The sequence below is a fragment of the Streptococcus pasteurianus genome (assembly GCF_004843545.1).
GTDB classification, from domain to species: Bacteria; Bacillota; Bacilli; order Lactobacillales; family Streptococcaceae; genus Streptococcus; species Streptococcus pasteurianus.
The window spans coordinates 462,501-480,196 of record NZ_CP039457.1 but is presented as its reverse complement, the minus strand read 5'-3'; the positions used below and the strand labels follow the sequence as shown (position 1 = coordinate 480,196).

Genomic DNA, 17,696 nt, shown 5'->3' with positions numbered 1-17,696 from the left:
AATTTTTTAAATAGAACACAAAAAATCTTGCACTTTCGCACAAGATTTTACGATTTTATATTCGAATCAATCAAGGTAATTAATTCTTTTGTCATACGGCGTGGTCCACGAATGTTAGTGACACCACATTCTTTCAGCACAGCGATTGGAAATTGGCTATCCGAAAAAGTTTGCAATAGCTCAATTTTTATTAGTTTTTTAATTGATTTTTCTTCTCGATAACCGCTGTTTGGAATGTCGGATTCTAAGACACGGCAAAGGTAGCGAAGGGCACGTGTTGGTGCCGTAATATAAATGGCAACATAATCACCCGCTTTAATACTGGCTTTTTGTGTCCAATTAATAATCGAATTTGCAGCAAATTCCGCATCGATATCGTAATATTTCAGATTGGCAGGGATAATCCAATAATCAGGCCCAGATAAGCTCCCAAGACTTTTCCCTGCAACTAAAGCTCTGCTATTTTCCACCAAAGAAAAAAGCAAATCATCCGAAACCGTCTCGTCCAGCACTAGCGACACCCACGATTTCTTGCTCATATGGTAAGACGGGTAAATGCCGCTTATTTCAAGCAATCGGGGCAAGTCTTTGGGTTTAACTTTGATATTGATAATCTCGATTTTCTGTTTCAATGCCTCTTTTGACCACGTTTCATCGCCCAAATCCAACTTTCCACGCGCAACCGTCATAATCAACGCATACCACTTATGATTCTGCGGGTAACGGTAAGACGAAAACTCAGGATATTTTTCAAAAGGATGGTCATACATGTCGCCATATGTCGCTTGCAAGTAGTGTGCGAGACGATTGGTTTGTGGATTGAGAAATGGCAGAGCTTCAAAGCAAGCTGTCGCCACACGTTCAAGCACCGCAAGATAAGCTTCTCTGACTTGCCCAACAAAATTTCCCATTGCTTGCGCCACATGAATGGCAAGATATTCCTCGTTCAAATCAGTATCAATCACATGAGTTGACACCTCCCCATCTGCCGCAACATGAACACGTACTTCAAAAGCGCCGTCCAAAATAGTTTCGCGGAACTCATAACCACCCTGTGATTTCTGAAAGCCAAACGGCACCAAGCGCTCAAACACTACTCGCTTCTTCCTAAAAATATCCGATTCAAATGACATAGGGACTCCTTTCATTTAGCATAAGTATAGCAAAAAAAGACTAGAATAACATTTTCCAGCTCTTTCTTTTCAAAATCTAATAGTTGTTTTTAACAATAATATTTGTCCAAGTTTTTGGGAACAATACAATGATCCTCCTTATCGTCTTTCTGTATTATACTACAAAACTTATTTAACCTAATAATACATAGAATCAAACTAATTTTTTATCTTTTTTCTATATTAAACTATAGTATAATAACATACGTATCATATAATTATAATAAATATAAAAAGGAGGATTATGGAAAAACAAACTTACACGGATGAAGAGTTCAATTCTCTTGTAACTGACTTAGTCCAAGCTATTAGAAAGCAAAAACTAGTTATCTTTGTTGGTGCAGGTGTTTCAATTTCACAAGGATATCCCAATTGGAATGATTATGTTACTCATCTCATTAAATATTGGCAATCCTATCTACTAAATATCGAGAATGTTAGCATAGGAAGAGAAAAATATTTAGTCTTTGACACCATATCAAAATCAAACTTAAACAATAAACGGAAAGTTGATTTAGTAAATCATTCATTAAAATCCATTTTAGGTGAAGAGGAATTTAAGAAAAATAGGCTCAACTTTGAAAAAAACTATTTTGAAAAATTAGTACCATACCAACCATCTAATGAAATACTCGAAGCACTAGTTAATATTGATGCAATATTCGTTACTTCAAATTATGATTTAGAAATAGAAAAGCATGCCCAAAGACTACGAAATAGTGTCAAAAGCATTAATGATCTCCAAGAGTTTGTTATAAATAATGATAGTAAACTCGAGTGGGGAGATATTCTCCATATCCATGGAACCCCACATTGTGACCCGAACTTCTTTGTTAGTTCCTCAGCTGACTACTCTAAAACATATCACAAAGAAAAACATAATTTTGAACAATTAAAAAAGTGGTTCTCAACTAAAAATTTAACTGTATTATTTGTTGGCGTTAGCCTTGAAGAAGATGAAATTTTATCTCTACTAGCACCCAAAAACAAACATTACGCTTTAATGAAAGCTGACAAAACCAATGACCCTAAGATTGATAAAGAGTATCGTAATCTTTATTCTACTTTTTTTAAAAATGAAAATCATACTTCAATAATCTGGTATGGTAGCTCATTTGATGATCTTCCTGTGTTTATAAAAAAATTAACCGATAAAATTAATGAAGAAACTGGATTATCACCACAGAATCGAGAATGGCAACTATTACTAAATCCAATCTCCACTGAAGACGAAGTCATCAATGCTTTAAATAATAACGCAGATAATGGAACATTTTTAAATGCTCTATATAAAAAAATATTAACACTTAATGACAAAGAAATTCCCGAACTTATTCTTCACTCAACATTTAAGAGTAACGTGGTAAAAAATACCGTCATCAATAATTTTGACTCTTTTTGGAATTTCGTAGATCAAAATAAAGAATCACTATCGCTTGAAGAGTGGAAAATCCTAAAAGTGTTATTTTCTAAAGGTAATCAAAATTATTATATTAATTCTTTATACAATTTGTACAAATATGGTATTGATTATCAAAAAATTTCAATTGATGAATTAGTTAATATTAGATCTGCAATCGGTACAACAGCTAGTATTCCGTTTACAAAATTTATTAAGGATTGTGATTTAATGGGATATTGGTTTATTAATCAATTTACACCAAAAGATTCAAAAGACACTTATAGTAAATCAATATACTTAACTAACGATGTTAAAGAAAAGCTAAAACTAAATTTAAATTCCTCTCAAATTATTGAACTTATTAATACTGTTGAACTTAGCCAAGAAATAATTCCTTATTCAATTGAAGAATTAATTTCAGAAGGTGGGATTTTAGAAATATTATATATACTATTAAGCAAGAATCATATTTTTATCAATGAAGAATCCCTTCTAGAAAAAATTCCTGAAGAATTAATTTCTAGAAAAGTCATACAAAAAATATTAGTAAAATTAGATAATGATATATCATTAGAAAGTAATTTAGTCGAAAAATTAATTAACAATATTAATTTCAATGACCAAACTTTTGGCTCTGAACTTAATAGTTTTGTACAAAGACATTCTTCAGAACTTGAAAAACAACAAATACTCCCTCTCGATAATTATCACGAATTAATTACTGGAGGAGCATCCTTTATTGTTCGAAATAATTCATTTATAACCGTAGAACAGATTTTAAATTTATCAGAGCAAGAACTCCTTAATATTTTGTTAACTTCTCAAGAAAATCAATTTAATCCTAAAAAACCTTGGGAAGAGAACACTGTTAATGCTACAATCGATTTCTGTATTGAATTATTGACAAATAATTCAAATAAAGAATTGCAAGAAAAATTTTGGACTTTCTTGAGCAATAATAGTAAAAAGTTATTCAACAGATACTCTTCTCTATTTTATAAACTTGCAATTATTGAAGAGTTGCCAAAAAATATTATAAATTTTTCGATAAGTACCTGCTTAGAAAATATGAATGATAATCACTTTTCACATGATAAGGAAAAGTTTTTCACATACTTCGTTCAACAAAATAATTTAAATACACAAATAATCAATAAACTTTTTAGTATATCTCCTAACAATTTGGATAGTTCCTTATCAGATAATAAAACTTTTGATATAAGTCTATTTATCAATTCTGAATTGGGAAAATATTTAATTACTTTAATAGAATTAGCGATTAAACACAAGAAATATATAACAGATATAAAAGAAAAAATTGACAACCTCTCACATGGTCCTTACAAACAATTTATGAAAGGCGTATTCTTATATGAGTACGACATAAGTACTGAAATAGTTAATTATGAAACATTTCTAGGATACATTTATTATCATATCGGAATGCCGGATAATATTAGAAAGCTTTTCGAAAAGCTAGTTTCTAACTTACTCAAAACAAAAATTAATGATAACAATGCTTTGAGTTATGCACTACTAATAGCACTTGATTATATAGAACCCAGAGAAATAATGTTTCAGCATAACAACTTCAACTATATGGTTAATTTAATTTTCTTAAGTCAAGAAAAATTCAGATACGAAAACGATTGGTTAAAACAACTTATATTACAAAAAAATAAAAGTTATAATATTCTTTCATCACTTGCATATATTATTCAAGAAGATAAACTTAACAGCGATAAATACTTAAGTTTCTTAGATACTCTTAAAAATACTATAACAGAATGTACAGCTAATATTGAGTTATATTCTCTGACTTATTACTTAAGCGAAGAAAAACTTAATAATGAAAAAAACAACCTACTAATTAAATACATATGGATTCTTTTAGAAAATAGAAAAATTAGAAAAAGTTTTCAGGATTTAGAATCATTATTTGTACTATTACCGTATCTTGATGATACACAGCTCATAAGTTTAAAAGAGTCTCAGTATATTCAAGAATTACTATCTCCCCCTGAATGGGAAGAACTCAAAAGAAAAATTGGAAATTATACCAAATAGATTAGAAATATTATCTAATTTTCATGCTTGGATTCCAAAAAGCACCCCACTTCAACTTACAGTTGAGGTGGGGTGCTTTTTGATTGTGATACTCTTTGAAAAGTAGTTATCTGTGAAAAAGAAAGTTAACTAGGATTTTTTATAGTATAGATTTCCTTACTTAAGGCAATCTTAACGAATCCTTGTAGAAAGCTTAATTTATTTCACCAATTTTTTCATGTCTTCGATACGAGCGACTGTTGCGTCGTATTTGGCTTGGTAATCGACTTGTTTGTCGCGTTCTTTTTGGACAACTTCTGGTTTAGCGTTAGCGACGAATTTTTCGTTGCCGAGTTTGCGTGCCACCATGTCCAATTCTTTTTGCCATTTAGCAAGTTCTTTGTCAAGACGTGCCAATTCTTCTTCAACGTTAAGAAGGTCAGCAAGTGGCAAGAAGATTTCAGCGCCTGTGATAACGCTAGACATTCCCAATTCTGGTGCTTCAATGTCAGAAGAAATTTCTAGTTTTTCAGGATTTGTGAAGCGCTTGATATAATTCACATTGCTGTTAAAGAAGTCTTCCAATTCTTTATCGCTTGTTTTCACAAGAAGTGTGATTGGTTTACTTGGAGCAACATTCACCTCGCTACGTGCGTTACGGACAGCACGGATAAGGTCTTTAAGGCTTTCAACACCTTTGTGCGCAGCTTCATTTTCAAATGCTGGATTAACTGTTGGGTATTCAGCAGTTACAATTGAACCTTCAGAAATTTGTTCAAAGATTTCTTCAGTAACAAATGGCATGATTGGGTGAAGCAAACGAAGAATCTTATCAAGTGTGTAAAGAAGAACTGAACGAGTGATAACTTTTTCGTCTTCGTTGTCGCTATAAAGCACTTCTTTAGTCAATTCAACGTACCAGTCAGCAAATTCATCCCAGATGAAGTTGTAAAGGATGTGACCAGCTACACCAAATTCAAATTTATCAAAGTTTTCAGTAACTTTGGCAATTGTTTCATTCAAGTTGTGAAGAATCCAGCGGTCAGTTACGTTACCAGCCGTACCAGCAACAACTTTGTCAACATTTGCGCTAGCTTGGTCAAGCGTAAGGTCTTCATTGTTCATCAAAATGTAACGAGAAATGTTCCAGATTTTGTTAATGAAGTTCCAAGCAGCGTCCATTTTTTCGTAAGAGAAACGAACGTCTTGACCTGGTGCAGAACCATTTGATAAGAACCAACGAAGCGCGTCAGCACCGTATTTCTCGATAACATCCATTGGATCAATACCGTTACCAAGTGATTTAGACATTTTACGTCCTTGCTCGTCACGAATAAGACCGTGGATAAGCACGTTTTCAAATGGACGGCGTCCTGTGAATTCCAATGATTGGAAAATCATACGTGACACCCAGAAGAAGATGATATCATAACCAGTTACCAATGTAGATGTTGGGAAGTAACGCTTGAAGTCTTCTGCTTCTGTGTCAGGCCAACCCATTGTTGAGAATGGCCATAAGGCTGAACTAAACCAAGTATCAAGAACGTCTTCGTCTTGAGTCCATCCGTCACCTTCTGGAGCTTCTTCACCAACGTACATTTCACCTTCAGCATTGTACCATGCAGGGATTTGGTGACCCCACCATAATTGACGAGAAATAACCCAGTCGTGAACGTTTTCCATCCATTGAAGGAAAGTATCGTTGAAACGTGGTGGGTAGAATTTTACTTCGTCATCAGTGTCTTGGTTAGCAATAGCATTTTTAGCCAATTGATCCATTTTAACGAACCATTGTGTTGACAAACGTGGCTCAACTGGCACACCAGTACGTTCTGAGTGACCAACGCTATGAACCATTTTTTCGATTTCAACAAGCGCACCGATTTCTTCCAATTTTTTAACGACAGCTTTTCGAGCTTCAAAGCGGTCCATACCAGCAAATTCACCAGCAAGTTCGTTCATTGTACCGTCATCATTCATGACGTTGATTTGTGGCAAGTTATGACGCTGACCAACTAAGAAGTCATTAGGGTCGTGTGCTGGAGTGATTTTAACCACACCAGTACCAAATTCTGGGTCAGCGTGTTCATCACCGACGATTGGAATAGCTTTGTTAACGATTGGAAGGATAACATTTTGACCAATCAAATCTTTGTAACGGTCATCATTTGGGTTAACCGCAACGGCTACGTCACCGAACATTGTTTCAGGACGAGTTGTGGCAACTTCAAGGCTACGTGAACCATCTTCCAACATGTAGTTCATGTGGTAGAAAGCACCTTCGACATCTTTGTGGATAACTTCGATATCAGAAAGGGCTGTACGAGCTTTTGGATCCCAGTTGATGATAAATTCACCACGATAAATCCAACCTTTTTTATAAAGTTCAACAAAGACTTTACGAACCGCTTTTGACAATCCTTCATCAAGAGTGAAACGTTCACGTGAGTAGTCAACAGAGATACCCATTTTACCCCATTGTTGTTTGATTGTTGATGCATATTCATCTTTCCATTCCCAGACTTTATCAAGGAATTTTTCACGACCAAGGTCGTAACGTGAGATACCACCTTCAGCAAGACGTGCCTCAACTTTTGCCTGTGTTGCAATCCCCGCATGGTCCATACCAGGAAGCCATAAAGTATCAAAACCTTGCATACGTTTTTGACGGATAATAATATCTTGCAAAGTAGTATCCCAAGCGTGACCAAGGTGAAGTTTACCAGTTACGTTTGGTGGTGGAATAACGATAGAATACGGATGAGCTTTCTTATCGCCAGAAGGCTTGAAAACATCCTCATCTAACCATTTTTGATAACGCCCAGCCTCAACCTCAGCTGGGTTATATTTTGGTGAAAGTTCTTTTGACATAATGTGTCCTTTCTACATTTTTTCAATATCATTTGAATCATTAAAATCAATCACAACAGTAAAAATAAGAGGTTTATTGCTCTGAGCAAAAGCTTCAAAAAAATTCATTCTAATTTTCCGAATGAGTTCAGTTGAGATAGACCCATATTCCATAAAACGCCTAACAAAATCAATGCTATCATGATTATGAAACAAAGTCATATTGGTCATCTTTTCAATTTCTTGACCAATCGTCATCTTACCTGAAGCTTGTGCACCAATAATAACAAGATTCATCATCTACCCTCCCACTCATTTTTCAACAATCCATAGCGCAACAGGTCACAACGTTTTCCTTGTGCGTCTTTGCGGTCGCGGATTCAAGCTTCGAGGGTGAAACCTAGTTTTTCAGCAATACGTTGGCTTGCTTTGTTGTAACCATAACATTCAATTTCAATTTTGTGGAGATTGAGTAGGGTAAATCCAACTTTCAACAGCGCACGCGCAGCTTCTGGCACGAGCCCTTGACCCCAATAATCTGGATGAAGCAGATAGCCCATTTCAAGAACATCATCAGCATGGCGCTTATTAAAATCAACCAAACCAATGACTTTATTTGTCCCTTTTAAGCAAATACCATAACCAAACGGCATCTTCTGCTCAAGCCAGCACTTTGGCATAATGTTTTCAAGATAATATGCCTCTGCTTCCACACTTTCTGCAGGTGGAAAACCAGCTGGCCAAGTCACTTCTGGCAATCTCGCATAAGCAAAAATATCATCAGCATCTGAAATCAGACGTTGACGCAAATATAGCCGTTCTGTCTCAATATCAGGAAGTTTACTTTCCTTAATCTGACCCCAAATTTTAATCATAAGTTCTCTACCATTTTGGTGGTAAAAAATCGCCCCTGTCTTTCGACAGGGACGAACTTTTTATAAATCCGCGGTACCACCCACATTCGAGTGACTAGCACTCGCAACTTGATTATTCAGTTACAACGTTCAGCAACCAGTCTTAATATTTGTACGGATTTCTCAACCACACCGCTCTCTGTAACAAATGTTTTTTAAGACACCTCTGAATGTTTTTATTTTAACAGATTTAGTCAGCTAACGCAAATAGATTAAGCTTTGAAAGCTACACCATTTTCTTTCAATTTATTAACAGTTGCTGGACCAACTCCTTTAAAGGCCAAAACGTCTTTTTCAGTAAAGTTTTTGAAATCGGAAACTGATTTAATCCCTTCATTATAAAGTGTTTCAATAAGTTTTGGTCGAATGCCCTCTACGGCAGAAATCGCTGAAAATTCTTCCAAACTAAGAGTCGCTTTTGAAACAACATTAGTAGCTACTTTAGCAGCTGCTTTGATAATGCCTGCGCGTTTCAATTTCAATAAGTACTCTTTTTTTCGATTCTTTTTCTTTGCCATTTTAGTAATTTCTCTCCCCTAAAAGATTATCTGGTAATTCGTGGAAACCTTTTCCGGCTTTATAATTAGCAAATTTGCCTTGGATAAATTTGTAAGCATCTAACTTACTTTCATAACGGATGTAGGCATCAGCTGCGCGTTCATCCTTGTCTTCTTCCACAATCTTACGACTAGCTTCCATCGCCATTTCGTTGATTGCGATTTGTGAATCTACCCAAGCTTCAAATTCTTTTAAAAATTCTTGTTCGTAAGTCATAAACACCTCTCGTCTGATTTCCTAGGTCATATTATAACACAAACATAGGCAAAAAGAGAAGTTTGTAAAGGATTTGTAACATGATTTCCACGAATCATTTCTTTTTACAGGGAAATTTTCTGAAAAAACTATTTTTTAGTGAATCATCTTGTTTTTTCCAGAGTTTTTAAGTAAAATATTAAAAATCTTTTGAAATTCAAGGAGGATGTGTTGGCATGATTTTATCACAATTTGACCATCAGCAAACGGCGATTATTAACCCAGAAGATGTCATCCAAGCTTTGCCAGATTTTCCCAAAACCGCTGTAACCTGTTTTGCAAGAGGAACTTTCGCACGAATCTTAGCTGAATTTCCTCACCGTGAAATCGCAAAAACAAGTGTCGCAAATTTGGAAATTCCAATCTATGAGCTAAATTTTCAGGGTCAAAAAATTGCTTTTTTCAACTCCTATGTTGGGGCAAGTGGCTGTGTTGCTATTTTAGAGGATATTATTGCTATGGGTGCTGAAAATATCCTTGTTTTTGGCACGTGTGGTGTCCTAGATAGCAATATCAAAGAAACCTCAATCATCATTCCTACAAGCGCTATTCGCGACGAAGGCACAAGCTATCACTACGCTCCGTCAGCAAGTGAAATTGCGCTCAATCACACCTATCGCAAACAGTTTAAACAGTTTCTTGACGCGCAAAATATCTCCTATACAGAAGGAAAAGTTTGGACAACTGACGGCATTTACCGTGAAACCCATCAAAAGACGGCAAATCGAAAGACACAAGGTGCTATCGCCGTTGATATGGAATGCTCTGCGATTGCCGCATTTGCCAACTTCCGCAAGATTAATCATTTTCAATTCTTTTATTCGGCTGACAATCTAGATGCCGAAGCTTGGGAACCTCGAACTTTGGCTAACGATGCTGACCTTGAAACCAAAGACCGTATTGCAAACATTGCTTTAAGTTTTGCCGTTGAATTATTCCGTTAACATCATTATAATAGTGATAATTTTTTTCGAAAAGAGAAGAAACATGGAGATTAAATTTAAATCATTTACTGATGAAGATACCGCTCAAGCCATTGCGATTTAGAATCAAGTCGTGACCGACGGAGTAGCCTTTCCACAAACTGAAACCTTAACTCTTGAGACAGGAAAAGCCTTTTTCAAAGCCCAAACTTACACAGGCGTTGCCTACCAAGCAGATACTGGACAAATTGTCGGTCTGTATATTCTTCACTTAAATAATGTGGGACGTTGTGGACATATTTGCAACACCAGCTACGCTGTTGATAGTCATTTTAGTGGATAACATATCGGTGAAAAACTCGTCCGACGTTCTATGACGACTGCCAAAAAATTAAGATTTAGAATTCTTCAGTTCAATGCCGTTGTCAAATCAAACCATGTTGCACTTACCCTCTATCCAAAATTAGTCTTCCACCAACTTGGAACAATTCCAACAGGATTTCTCAATAAAAAGCATCCTGATATTACCTTTATGGTAACCTAGCAGGAGGCTTTTTGTTATTTTGTTCAAGCTATCCGTTCAAATAAAAGTAACCAGTATAGTACAAAAATAATAATTTTCAAGTCTTGCAAAACACAAAATATAGTGCTAAGATTTTATACAGAGTACAAGATATTGTGTTTAATATGCAGTTTCAACAAGAATGATTTCTTGCCACTACCCACTACATAGATAATACTTAGAGGAAGGAGGCTATCTTCTTATTTCCACAATACCGTAACTCCCACCAAACATTTACTACCATTTTCTAAATAGATGCTCAAATCTATTTCCATAACTATTCTCACTTACATTAGCATATTGGAGGTGCATTACCATCGTGATTATTCTAGCAGGAATGATAGGAGTTGGAAAAACTACCTACACTTCTCTTTTAGCCAAAGAATTAGGCACAACAGCTTTCTTCGAACCTGTTGATAACAACCCTATTTTAGATAAATATTATGAAGACCCTGAAAAATACGGCTTTGCTTTGCAGATTTATTTTCTAAATAAACGCTTTAAAGCCATTAAAAAAGCTTATTATACTGATAATAATGTCTTAGACCGTTCCATCTACGAAGACGCTCTCTTTACGTATATCAATACCCTTCAAGGCAGTATCAGCGAACAAGAATATAAGATTTACCTAGAATTGTTAGATAACATGATGGAGGAGATTGACGGACTTCCTAAAAAATCCCCTGATTTGCTCATTTACCTCGAAGGCAGTTTTGACCACATCATGAACAACATCAAAAAACGTGGACGTGATTTTGAACAGCCTGATAATGCTAATGGGCTCACTGATTACTACAAACTCCTTCACACACACTACAACAGCTGGTATGAAAACTACCAATACAGTCCTAAAATGAAAATCAACACCGACCATATCGATGTTACAAAATCGGAGGACTGGGCAAAAGTTTATCAAATGATCCGTCAAGAAATGAAATCAATTGGAATTGGAGATTAACATTTTTTGAAAAATAATTATCACTTAAAAATTCTTTCAACCTTGCATGGAATACACTAAAGAAAAACTGTTTGTCATTATCGCTTTTCTGGCATCACTTAGCTTTACCCTCTATGGCATGTTACCGACACTAGTCACAGGTGATTTTACCGCCTTAAATACTCTCTCAATTATCATGTCAATCTTTGGCTTTATCGGAACATGGACTTTGGCGCTCCAATGGTAGCCCACCTTTAAGGCAAATGGGATTCAAAACATCGCTGGGATTTTAGTTGCTAGGATGCAAGGCATTTACGGTGATATGTTTATAAGTTTTTATTATCTCGTAACCGAATTTGTCAGGCATTACAGTTAGAAAAAACGCTGTAATGATAATGGTAAACTTGTTGTCGATAAAAAATTCGGAGCCAAAGACGTTTTTCTCGCTATCTTCTTTTGGACAATTGGACTTGGCTTTCTGTCTTACTGGATGGGTGGATAAAAAATTGTCCTCGATGCTTTGACAAACGGACTATCATTCACTGCTCAACAACGACAAGTAAAAGGGCACCTTGATGGCTACTACATTTGGCTTTTGGTTGACTTTCTTAGTTTTATGCTATTTATTTCCATTGGAAACCAAATCGTCGCTTTCAGCTACCTCAGCATGTTTGCTCAAGGATTGGTTGGGATTATGATTTGGAAGAAAGGCAAAGGACAAGCTTAAATTTTCACTAAAAAAAGCCTCAAGCGAGGCTTCCAAACTATCTTTGCCGCCACCGAGAATTGAACTCGGAACGGAGCATTACCATTGCTCTATTATACCATTTAACTATAGCGGCTACCTACTTATAGTAACATGAAATCACTTTCCTAGCAAGAAAAAGTTATCAAATTCATTCTTATCAAACTACTCCACTAAACCTGCATTTCATGTTTATAAATAAAAGTTTAACTCAGAATATGAGTTAAGCTTTTTGTATAACTTCATGAATTGATTTGACAGGTTTTACATGGTTATCGTGCTCACCTAACATTTTTTCCATCCAAATCATATCATACCAATGATTAAATTTATAGCCAGACTGGTGAAATTTTCCGACTAACTGGTAACCAAGGGCACGGTGGAATTTTTCACTGCCATTTGTCAAATAAGCATCTTCTGTCTCAGTTGAAGCAATGCAAGCATTGAGATTCAAAATTCCCATTTTTATCAAGTATTCTTCCAAAGCACGGTAAATTTGACGTCCTACACCTTTTCCACGCACAGCCTTGTCCAAATACACCGTTGCCTCAGCCGACCAAGCATAAGCAGCTCTTGGATGAAAAGATGACGCGTAAGCATAACCCAAAATCTGCCCTGCCTCTTCTGCTACCAAATACGGATAAAAAGCCATAATAGAGCGCATTCGTTTCTGAAATTCCTCTAAACTTGGCACCTCATACTCAAAAGTAATAGCCGTCTTTTCAACATAATAACGATAAATAGCAAGTAAATCTTTGGCATCCTCTAAACGAGCCAAACGAATGATAACTGTCATATTTCCCAAAATACCCTCTCGAACGTAATTTTTCACCAGTATATCGAGAAAATCCTTTACTGTCAAAAATAAAGCGACACCTTTCGTTAGCTATTTTCTACTCTTAAAACGTTATTTACTCTGTTCGAATAACCAATCACGCATCAACTTGTTATTGCTTCTGTCCATATTTGCTATATGTGAATTTATCCAATAGATATTTTCAGTTTTTTGCCTAAAACAGAAATCACTTACGCACTAATTTCACTACCGCTTCTGTCCGTGCGGTATGCGGAAACATATCCACCGACTGAATGTAATGAACGTCGTAAACTTTACTCAACTTGACCAAATCTCGAGCTAACGTTGCGGTATTACATGACACATAAACCATTTTAGCAGGCTGATATTTCAAAATAGTATCCAAAAGCTTATCATCAATTCCCGTACGTGGTGGGTCAACAATCAAAGCATCTGCACGATAACCTTCCTTGTACCACTTAGGAATAATATCCTCTGCGCGCCCAGCTTCGTAGTGAGTATTCTCAAAGCCCATACGCTGCGCATTTTTCTTGGCATCAGCAATCGCCTCTGGAATAATATCCATACCGCGAACGCTCTTCACCTTAGCTGCAAATGCAAAACCAATTGTCCCAACACCACAATAAGCATCAATAACATGGTCATTTTCTGAAACATCAAGCGCTGCAACAGCTTGGCCATACAACACTTCTGTTTGCTGTGGATTCAACTGGTAAAAAGCTCGTGGCGAAAGCAAAAATTGATAATCTAAAACTTCCTCGGAAATATCAGCATTTCCCCAGATAACTTCAGTTTTTTCACCATAAATTTCACTTGATTTAGAACGGTTAACATTAACAGCAATTCCTTTAATCATATTAAATTCAGCCGTTAATTGCTTAATGACAGGGGCTAAAAAAACATCTCGACTAGTGATAAAAATCAGCTGCACTTGATTAGTCGCAATAGCTTTACGAATCATAACCGTACGCACCCCAGTAATTTTACGTTCATCGTAAATTGGAATGTGGTGCTTTTCTAAAAGTTCAGTCACACGATTAATAATCGCTTGCGTCAATTCATCTTGCACCAAGCAATCTCTAATATCAACCAAACGATGACTACCTTCTTCAAAAAGACCAGATTTTACACTTCCTTTAAATGAACGTGTTTGAAATTGCAACTTGGCACGATAATGATATGGCACCTCCATACCAAGCGTATGGCGAATATCATAATTCTCGTAGCCAGCAGGCTTAAATTTTGTCAACGACTGAGCAATCACATCATCCTTAAACTCTAACTGCTTATCATAACGAAGATGCATGATTTGACAACCACCACATTTTCGATAAATCGGACACGCAGGCTCCACACGAAATTTCGATTTTTTATTAATGGTTATCAGTCTTGCTTGTGCAAAATTACGTTTAACCACTGTAATCTGACAAAAAATATCCTCACCCTTTAAAGCCCCTGGGACAAACACCAAGGTTTTCTTATAAAATCCAATCCCTTCACCATTGATTCCCATACGCTTAATTTTCAAAGGAATTTTTTGCTTTACTTTTAAATTCATTAGTGACTAAATATGACTCCTATATCTTTTAAATTTTCTATCGTAACTTTTCCAATTTTCGGCAAATCCAAAATCTCTTCTTCAGACCATACCTTGAAATCATTGATGCTATAAATACCATTTTCTTCAAAGACATCAAGCTGCGCTGTCGTCAAAAAATCAAGCTCATCCAACAGTATATCCATTACCGTATCCAAACAATAACTGCTCAAATACCCCGAAAGATAACTTGCTGCTCTCTCCAGCAACGGCAAAACAAGACGAAACGCCGCATAAACAACCTCAATATCATTTCCAGCATACTCAAGTTTTAAACCAGAATTATCTTCTGCCAAGATCTTGCTCAATGACAAATCCGAACGTAAACAAAAGTCCTCAAATCCCTCAACTTCATCAAATAATCGTTTGAGCAATTCATGAGCAGTAAAATCATCATCCGCAAGAATCGCACCAATCAAAAGAAGCGTTTGTAGCAAATAATCATGTTCATAAGAAACACAATTCTCACAAAAAGCCTTAGCTGATGCATAATCCGACATCAAAATATAAAGTGACACAATTTCATAATGACAACCATGGTCACCATTTTCATCACATTTATTTAACTCCTCAAACTGTGTTAAAGCCTTTTGATAAAGTCCATTTACCTTATAAAGCGATGCTAATCTCAATTTTTCACTAAAAAAAGCAAAAGACATTTGTTCAGAATTCCCAGCCAAAGAATCGAGCATCTTTTCAAGAGCCTTGATATCAAAATACAAATCATCCGATAACCGAACATCTCTAGGTACAACTTGTTCATCTCTTTTGCCAGCAAAATCAAGCACATCATCGTCAAACATGAAATCATCCAAATCCCAAAAATCTTCCCCTGCTAACTCAGAAAGCTCTTTTTTCTGAAGAATTGTCTCCCAATCAATTATTTTATTCTTATCACCTTTCATCATCTCACCCTCCCATCTCTACACTTTAATTCTAATCCCTTCTATTTTAACATTTTTGTTATAATGAATATATGAAAATCACTAAAATTGAAAAGAAAAAACGACTTTATCTTTTAGAAATCGACGCTGATGATAAACTTTACGTTACAGAAGACACTATTGTTCACTTCATGTTAAGTAAAAATATGGAAATTGACGAAGCAACACTCAAAGACATTCAAAAGTTTGCTCAGTTTTCTTATGGCAAAAATCTAGCGCTTTATCACATTTCTTTTAAACAACGCACAGCTGCTGAAGTCAAAAAATACCTTGAACAGCATGATATTGACAGCCCTTATATCCCTGAAATTCTTGAAAATCTCAAAAAAGAAAACTGGATTAACGACGAGCAATACGTTGAGACGTATTTATCACAAAATCTCAATACAGGTGACAAAGGTGCCTACGTTTTAAAACAAAAACTCATTCAAAAAGGAATTAATTCCCAACTCATTGACCAAAAATTAGCCAATTTAGACTTCTCACCTCTCTCCGAAAAAGTAGCTCAAAAACTTCTCCGAAAATATCAGCATAAACTCTCAACAAAAACACTTAAAGATAAAATCATTCAAAATATGATGAATAAAGGTTTTTCCTACTCAGAAGCCAAAATAGCTTTTGAAAACCTTGAAGTTGAAAAAGATAGCGAACAAGAATTTGAATTACTTTATAAAGAACTCGATAAACAATATCGAAAATATAGTAAAAAATATGATGGCTACGAATTAAAACAACGGCTAACCCAGTCACTCGCACGAAAAGGATTCAATTTTGATGACATAGCCAGCGCCCTCAGAGACTATTTATAGAAATAAATAACATTTCTAAGTGTCTTTTTTCAGAAAATTATGATAAACTATAACAGATAAGTTTAATTGTAGAAAGTTGGTAAGGCATGAAATTACCTAAGGAAGGCGACTTTATTACAATTCAAAGTTATAAGCATGATGGTAGTTTGCACCGCACATGGCGCGACACTATGGTACTAAAAACAACAGATAATGCTGTTATAGGAGTTAACGATCATACACTAGTCACAGAAGGTGATGGGCGACGTTGGGTTACGCGAGAACCAGCTATCCTTTATTTTCATAAAAAATACTGGTTTAACATTATTGCTATGATAAGAGATAACGGTGTTTCATACTACTGCAATCTTGCCAGTCCATACGTTATGGATGAGGAGGCTCTTAAGTATATTGACTATGATTTAGACGTCAAAGTCTTTGCAGATGGCGAAAAAAGACTACTTGACGTCGATGAGTACGAATTACATAAGCAAGAAATGGGCTACTCTCCAGACATTGATTTTATTCTAAAAGAGAATGTCAAAATTCTCGTTGACTGGATTAATAATGGCAAAGGACCGTTTTCACAAGCCTATATTAATATTTGGTACAAACGTTATCTTGAACTGAAGAATCGTTAAAAGTTGCAAGCACTCCTTTTTGGAGTGCTTTTACACTACTTGAAAGGAGTAACTCACAATGGCATTTGAAAAAAACAAAGAACGTTATGCAAGCTTTGGCGTCACTACTAGCTTACCACATGAAATTATAGATACATTTTGGGATTTATTAGACCACTACCTAAAAAATGTTGTCCCACTTGACCCCATTTTAACATTTAGACTAGCTAATAATCATAACAATGTAACGTTTGAATATCACGACAGCAAACGAAAAATCTTCATTGGTTTTGATTACAACTTCCCGTTTGATCCCTTTTTCCCAGAAATCGTACACATTATTGACCAAGCAGGCGTAGAAACACTCCTACTCCCACACGAACTTGATTAATAATAAAACTCTCTACTATACTAATTGAACTACATCCCAATCGTTAGATTTTATGCCTAACTTTTGGATTCAGTACAAATTGTGTAGAGAGTTTTTATATATCTAAAACAAAATAGTTTTTGTCCGCCTGCGTTAGCATTGTTTTGGAACCATTCGAAACAGCACATCTCAAAAA

General features: G+C 35.6%; 17 protein-coding genes, 1 tRNA gene and 2 pseudogenes. 10 read left to right on the top strand and 10 right to left on the bottom strand.

Features of this window, described 5'->3' with window-relative positions; translation table 11 throughout:
• Positions 1 to 47 precede the first annotated feature (47 nt).
• Positions 48 to 1,133 carry an MmcQ/YjbR family DNA-binding protein gene (locus tag E8M05_RS02685; RefSeq protein WP_136596402.1) on the bottom strand — a complete coding sequence of 362 codons (1,086 nt, stop codon included), beginning with the start codon at positions 1,131 to 1,133 and terminating at the stop codon, positions 48 to 50.
• Positions 1,134 to 1,416: 283 nt separating this feature from the next.
• Here E8M05_RS02685 and E8M05_RS02680 point away from each other — a divergent pair, with 283 nt between their 5' ends.
• Positions 1,417 to 4,641: an SIR2 family protein gene (locus E8M05_RS02680; protein ID WP_231557391.1), complete on the top strand. Its 3,225-nt coding sequence runs from the start codon at positions 1,417 to 1,419 to the stop codon at positions 4,639 to 4,641.
• 198 nt (positions 4,642 to 4,839) lie between these two features.
• Here E8M05_RS02680 and E8M05_RS02675 read toward each other — a convergent pair whose 3' ends face one another.
• From E8M05_RS02675 to E8M05_RS02655, 5 genes and pseudogenes are all read right to left on the bottom strand, one after another.
• Complete coding sequence (locus E8M05_RS02675; protein WP_117480007.1) at positions 4,840 to 7,491, bottom strand: valine--tRNA ligase; 2,652 nt, start codon at positions 7,489 to 7,491, stop codon at positions 4,840 to 4,842.
• Positions 7,492 to 7,515: 24 nt separating this feature from the next.
• Positions 7,516 to 7,767 (bottom strand): annotated as a pseudogene (locus tag E8M05_RS02670) (shikimate kinase); the annotation flags it as partial.
• Positions 7,767 to 8,345: pseudogene (locus E8M05_RS02665) on the bottom strand (GNAT family N-acetyltransferase). The pseudogenes E8M05_RS02665 and E8M05_RS02670, both read right to left, overlap by 1 nt.
• Positions 8,346 to 8,596: 251 nt before the next feature.
• Positions 8,597 to 8,902, bottom strand: a complete 306-nt coding sequence (locus E8M05_RS02660) for a helix-hairpin-helix domain-containing protein (protein WP_003063588.1) — start codon at positions 8,900 to 8,902, stop codon at positions 8,597 to 8,599.
• A 1-nt stretch (position 8,903) separates the two neighbouring features.
• The gene (locus tag E8M05_RS02655) at positions 8,904 to 9,158 is read right to left on the bottom strand and encodes a DUF1912 family protein (RefSeq protein WP_003063586.1); all 255 of its coding nucleotides are present in this window, start codon (positions 9,156 to 9,158) and stop codon (positions 8,904 to 8,906) included.
• A 215-nt stretch (positions 9,159 to 9,373) separates the two neighbouring features.
• Here E8M05_RS02655 and E8M05_RS02650 point away from each other — a divergent pair, with 215 nt between their 5' ends.
• The 6 genes from E8M05_RS02650 (at position 9,374) to E8M05_RS11400 (ending at position 12,346) form a co-directional block, all read left to right on the top strand.
• A complete protein-coding gene (locus tag E8M05_RS02650) occupies positions 9,374 to 10,141 on the top strand; it encodes a nucleoside phosphorylase (RefSeq protein WP_117480005.1) in 768 nt (255 codons plus the stop codon).
• 112 nt (positions 10,142 to 10,253) lie between these two features.
• The gene (locus tag E8M05_RS11415) at positions 10,254 to 10,463 is read left to right on the top strand and encodes a hypothetical protein (RefSeq protein WP_233437512.1); all 210 of its coding nucleotides are present in this window, start codon (positions 10,254 to 10,256) and stop codon (positions 10,461 to 10,463) included.
• Positions 10,464 to 10,493: 30 nt separating this feature from the next.
• On the top strand, positions 10,494 to 10,664 hold the full coding sequence (locus E8M05_RS11410; protein ID WP_003063581.1) for a hypothetical protein: 171 nt from the start codon (positions 10,494 to 10,496) through the stop codon (positions 10,662 to 10,664).
• A 337-nt stretch (positions 10,665 to 11,001) separates the two neighbouring features.
• A complete protein-coding gene (locus E8M05_RS02640; RefSeq protein ID WP_117480003.1) occupies positions 11,002 to 11,640 on the top strand; it encodes a deoxynucleoside kinase in 639 nt (212 codons plus the stop codon).
• 46 nt (positions 11,641 to 11,686) lie between these two features.
• The gene (locus tag E8M05_RS11405) at positions 11,687 to 11,866 is read left to right on the top strand and encodes a hypothetical protein (RefSeq protein WP_003063576.1); all 180 of its coding nucleotides are present in this window, start codon (positions 11,687 to 11,689) and stop codon (positions 11,864 to 11,866) included.
• A gap of 273 nt (positions 11,867 to 12,139) precedes the next feature.
• Positions 12,140 to 12,346, top strand: a complete 207-nt coding sequence (locus tag E8M05_RS11400) for a nicotinamide mononucleotide transporter (RefSeq protein WP_233437511.1) — start codon at positions 12,140 to 12,142, stop codon at positions 12,344 to 12,346.
• Between the two features lie 44 nt (positions 12,347 to 12,390).
• On the opposite strand, the gene E8M05_RS02630 is transcribed toward E8M05_RS11400, so the two are convergent.
• From E8M05_RS02630 to E8M05_RS02615, 4 genes are all read right to left on the bottom strand, one after another.
• Positions 12,391 to 12,461: transfer RNA gene (locus E8M05_RS02630), tRNA-Thr, on the bottom strand.
• A gap of 126 nt (positions 12,462 to 12,587) precedes the next feature.
• Entirely contained in the window at positions 12,588 to 13,160 is a 573-nt protein-coding gene (locus tag E8M05_RS02625) for a GNAT family N-acetyltransferase (RefSeq protein ID WP_058692887.1), read from the bottom strand.
• Positions 13,161 to 13,386: 226 nt separating this feature from the next.
• Positions 13,387 to 14,739, bottom strand: coding sequence for a 23S rRNA (uracil(1939)-C(5))-methyltransferase RlmD (gene rlmD, locus E8M05_RS02620; RefSeq protein ID WP_117480001.1), 1,353 nt, complete (start codon positions 14,737 to 14,739; stop codon positions 13,387 to 13,389).
• Positions 14,739 to 15,683, bottom strand: a complete 945-nt coding sequence (locus E8M05_RS02615; RefSeq protein WP_136596479.1) for a DNA-binding protein — start codon at positions 15,681 to 15,683, stop codon at positions 14,739 to 14,741. The genes rlmD and E8M05_RS02615 overlap by 1 nt, the downstream gene beginning before the upstream one ends.
• A gap of 71 nt (positions 15,684 to 15,754) precedes the next feature.
• Between E8M05_RS02615 and recX the strand changes: the two genes are divergently transcribed.
• The 3 genes from recX to E8M05_RS02600 all read left to right on the top strand — a co-directional run bounded on the left by recX (position 15,755) and on the right by E8M05_RS02600 (position 17,521).
• Positions 15,755 to 16,531 (top strand): recombination regulator RecX, encoded by a 777-nt coding sequence (gene recX / locus E8M05_RS02610; protein WP_003063567.1) that lies wholly within the window; start codon positions 15,755 to 15,757, stop codon positions 16,529 to 16,531.
• 86 nt (positions 16,532 to 16,617) lie between these two features.
• Complete coding sequence (gene ntdP / locus E8M05_RS02605; protein WP_003063565.1) at positions 16,618 to 17,151, top strand: nucleoside tri-diphosphate phosphatase; 534 nt, start codon at positions 16,618 to 16,620, stop codon at positions 17,149 to 17,151.
• A gap of 58 nt (positions 17,152 to 17,209) precedes the next feature.
• On the top strand, positions 17,210 to 17,521 hold the full coding sequence (locus E8M05_RS02600) for a DUF960 domain-containing protein (protein WP_003063563.1): 312 nt from the start codon (positions 17,210 to 17,212) through the stop codon (positions 17,519 to 17,521).
• Positions 17,522 to 17,696: the final 175 nt, after the last annotated feature.

Excerpts from the sequence above, each read along its gene's own strand:
- E8M05_RS02685 (WP_136596402.1), bottom strand. The coding sequence starts at position 1,133 with ATGTCATTTGAATCGGATATTTTTAGGAAGAAGCGAGTAGTGTTTGAG.
- E8M05_RS02680 (WP_231557391.1), top strand. The coding sequence starts at position 1,417 with ATGGAAAAACAAACTTACACGGATGAAGAGTTCAATTCTCTTGTAACT.
- E8M05_RS02675 (WP_117480007.1), bottom strand. The coding sequence starts at position 7,491 with ATGTCAAAAGAACTTTCACCAAAATATAACCCAGCTGAGGTTGAGGCT.
- E8M05_RS02660 (WP_003063588.1), bottom strand. The coding sequence starts at position 8,902 with ATGGCAAAGAAAAAGAATCGAAAAAAAGAGTACTTATTGAAATTGAAA.
- E8M05_RS02655 (WP_003063586.1), bottom strand. The coding sequence starts at position 9,158 with ATGACTTACGAACAAGAATTTTTAAAAGAATTTGAAGCTTGGGTAGAT.
- E8M05_RS02650 (WP_117480005.1), top strand. The coding sequence starts at position 9,374 with ATGATTTTATCACAATTTGACCATCAGCAAACGGCGATTATTAACCCA.
- E8M05_RS11410 (WP_003063581.1), top strand. The coding sequence starts at position 10,494 with ATGACGACTGCCAAAAAATTAAGATTTAGAATTCTTCAGTTCAATGCC.
- E8M05_RS11405 (WP_003063576.1), top strand. The coding sequence starts at position 11,687 with ATGGAATACACTAAAGAAAAACTGTTTGTCATTATCGCTTTTCTGGCA.
- E8M05_RS02625 (WP_058692887.1), bottom strand. The coding sequence starts at position 13,160 with ATGACAGTTATCATTCGTTTGGCTCGTTTAGAGGATGCCAAAGATTTA.
- rlmD (WP_117480001.1), bottom strand. The coding sequence starts at position 14,739 with ATGAATTTAAAAGTAAAGCAAAAAATTCCTTTGAAAATTAAGCGTATG.
- E8M05_RS02615 (WP_136596479.1), bottom strand. The coding sequence starts at position 15,683 with ATGAAAGGTGATAAGAATAAAATAATTGATTGGGAGACAATTCTTCAG.
- recX (WP_003063567.1), top strand. The coding sequence starts at position 15,755 with ATGAAAATCACTAAAATTGAAAAGAAAAAACGACTTTATCTTTTAGAA.
- ntdP (WP_003063565.1), top strand. The coding sequence starts at position 16,618 with ATGAAATTACCTAAGGAAGGCGACTTTATTACAATTCAAAGTTATAAG.
- E8M05_RS02600 (WP_003063563.1), top strand. The coding sequence starts at position 17,210 with ATGGCATTTGAAAAAAACAAAGAACGTTATGCAAGCTTTGGCGTCACT.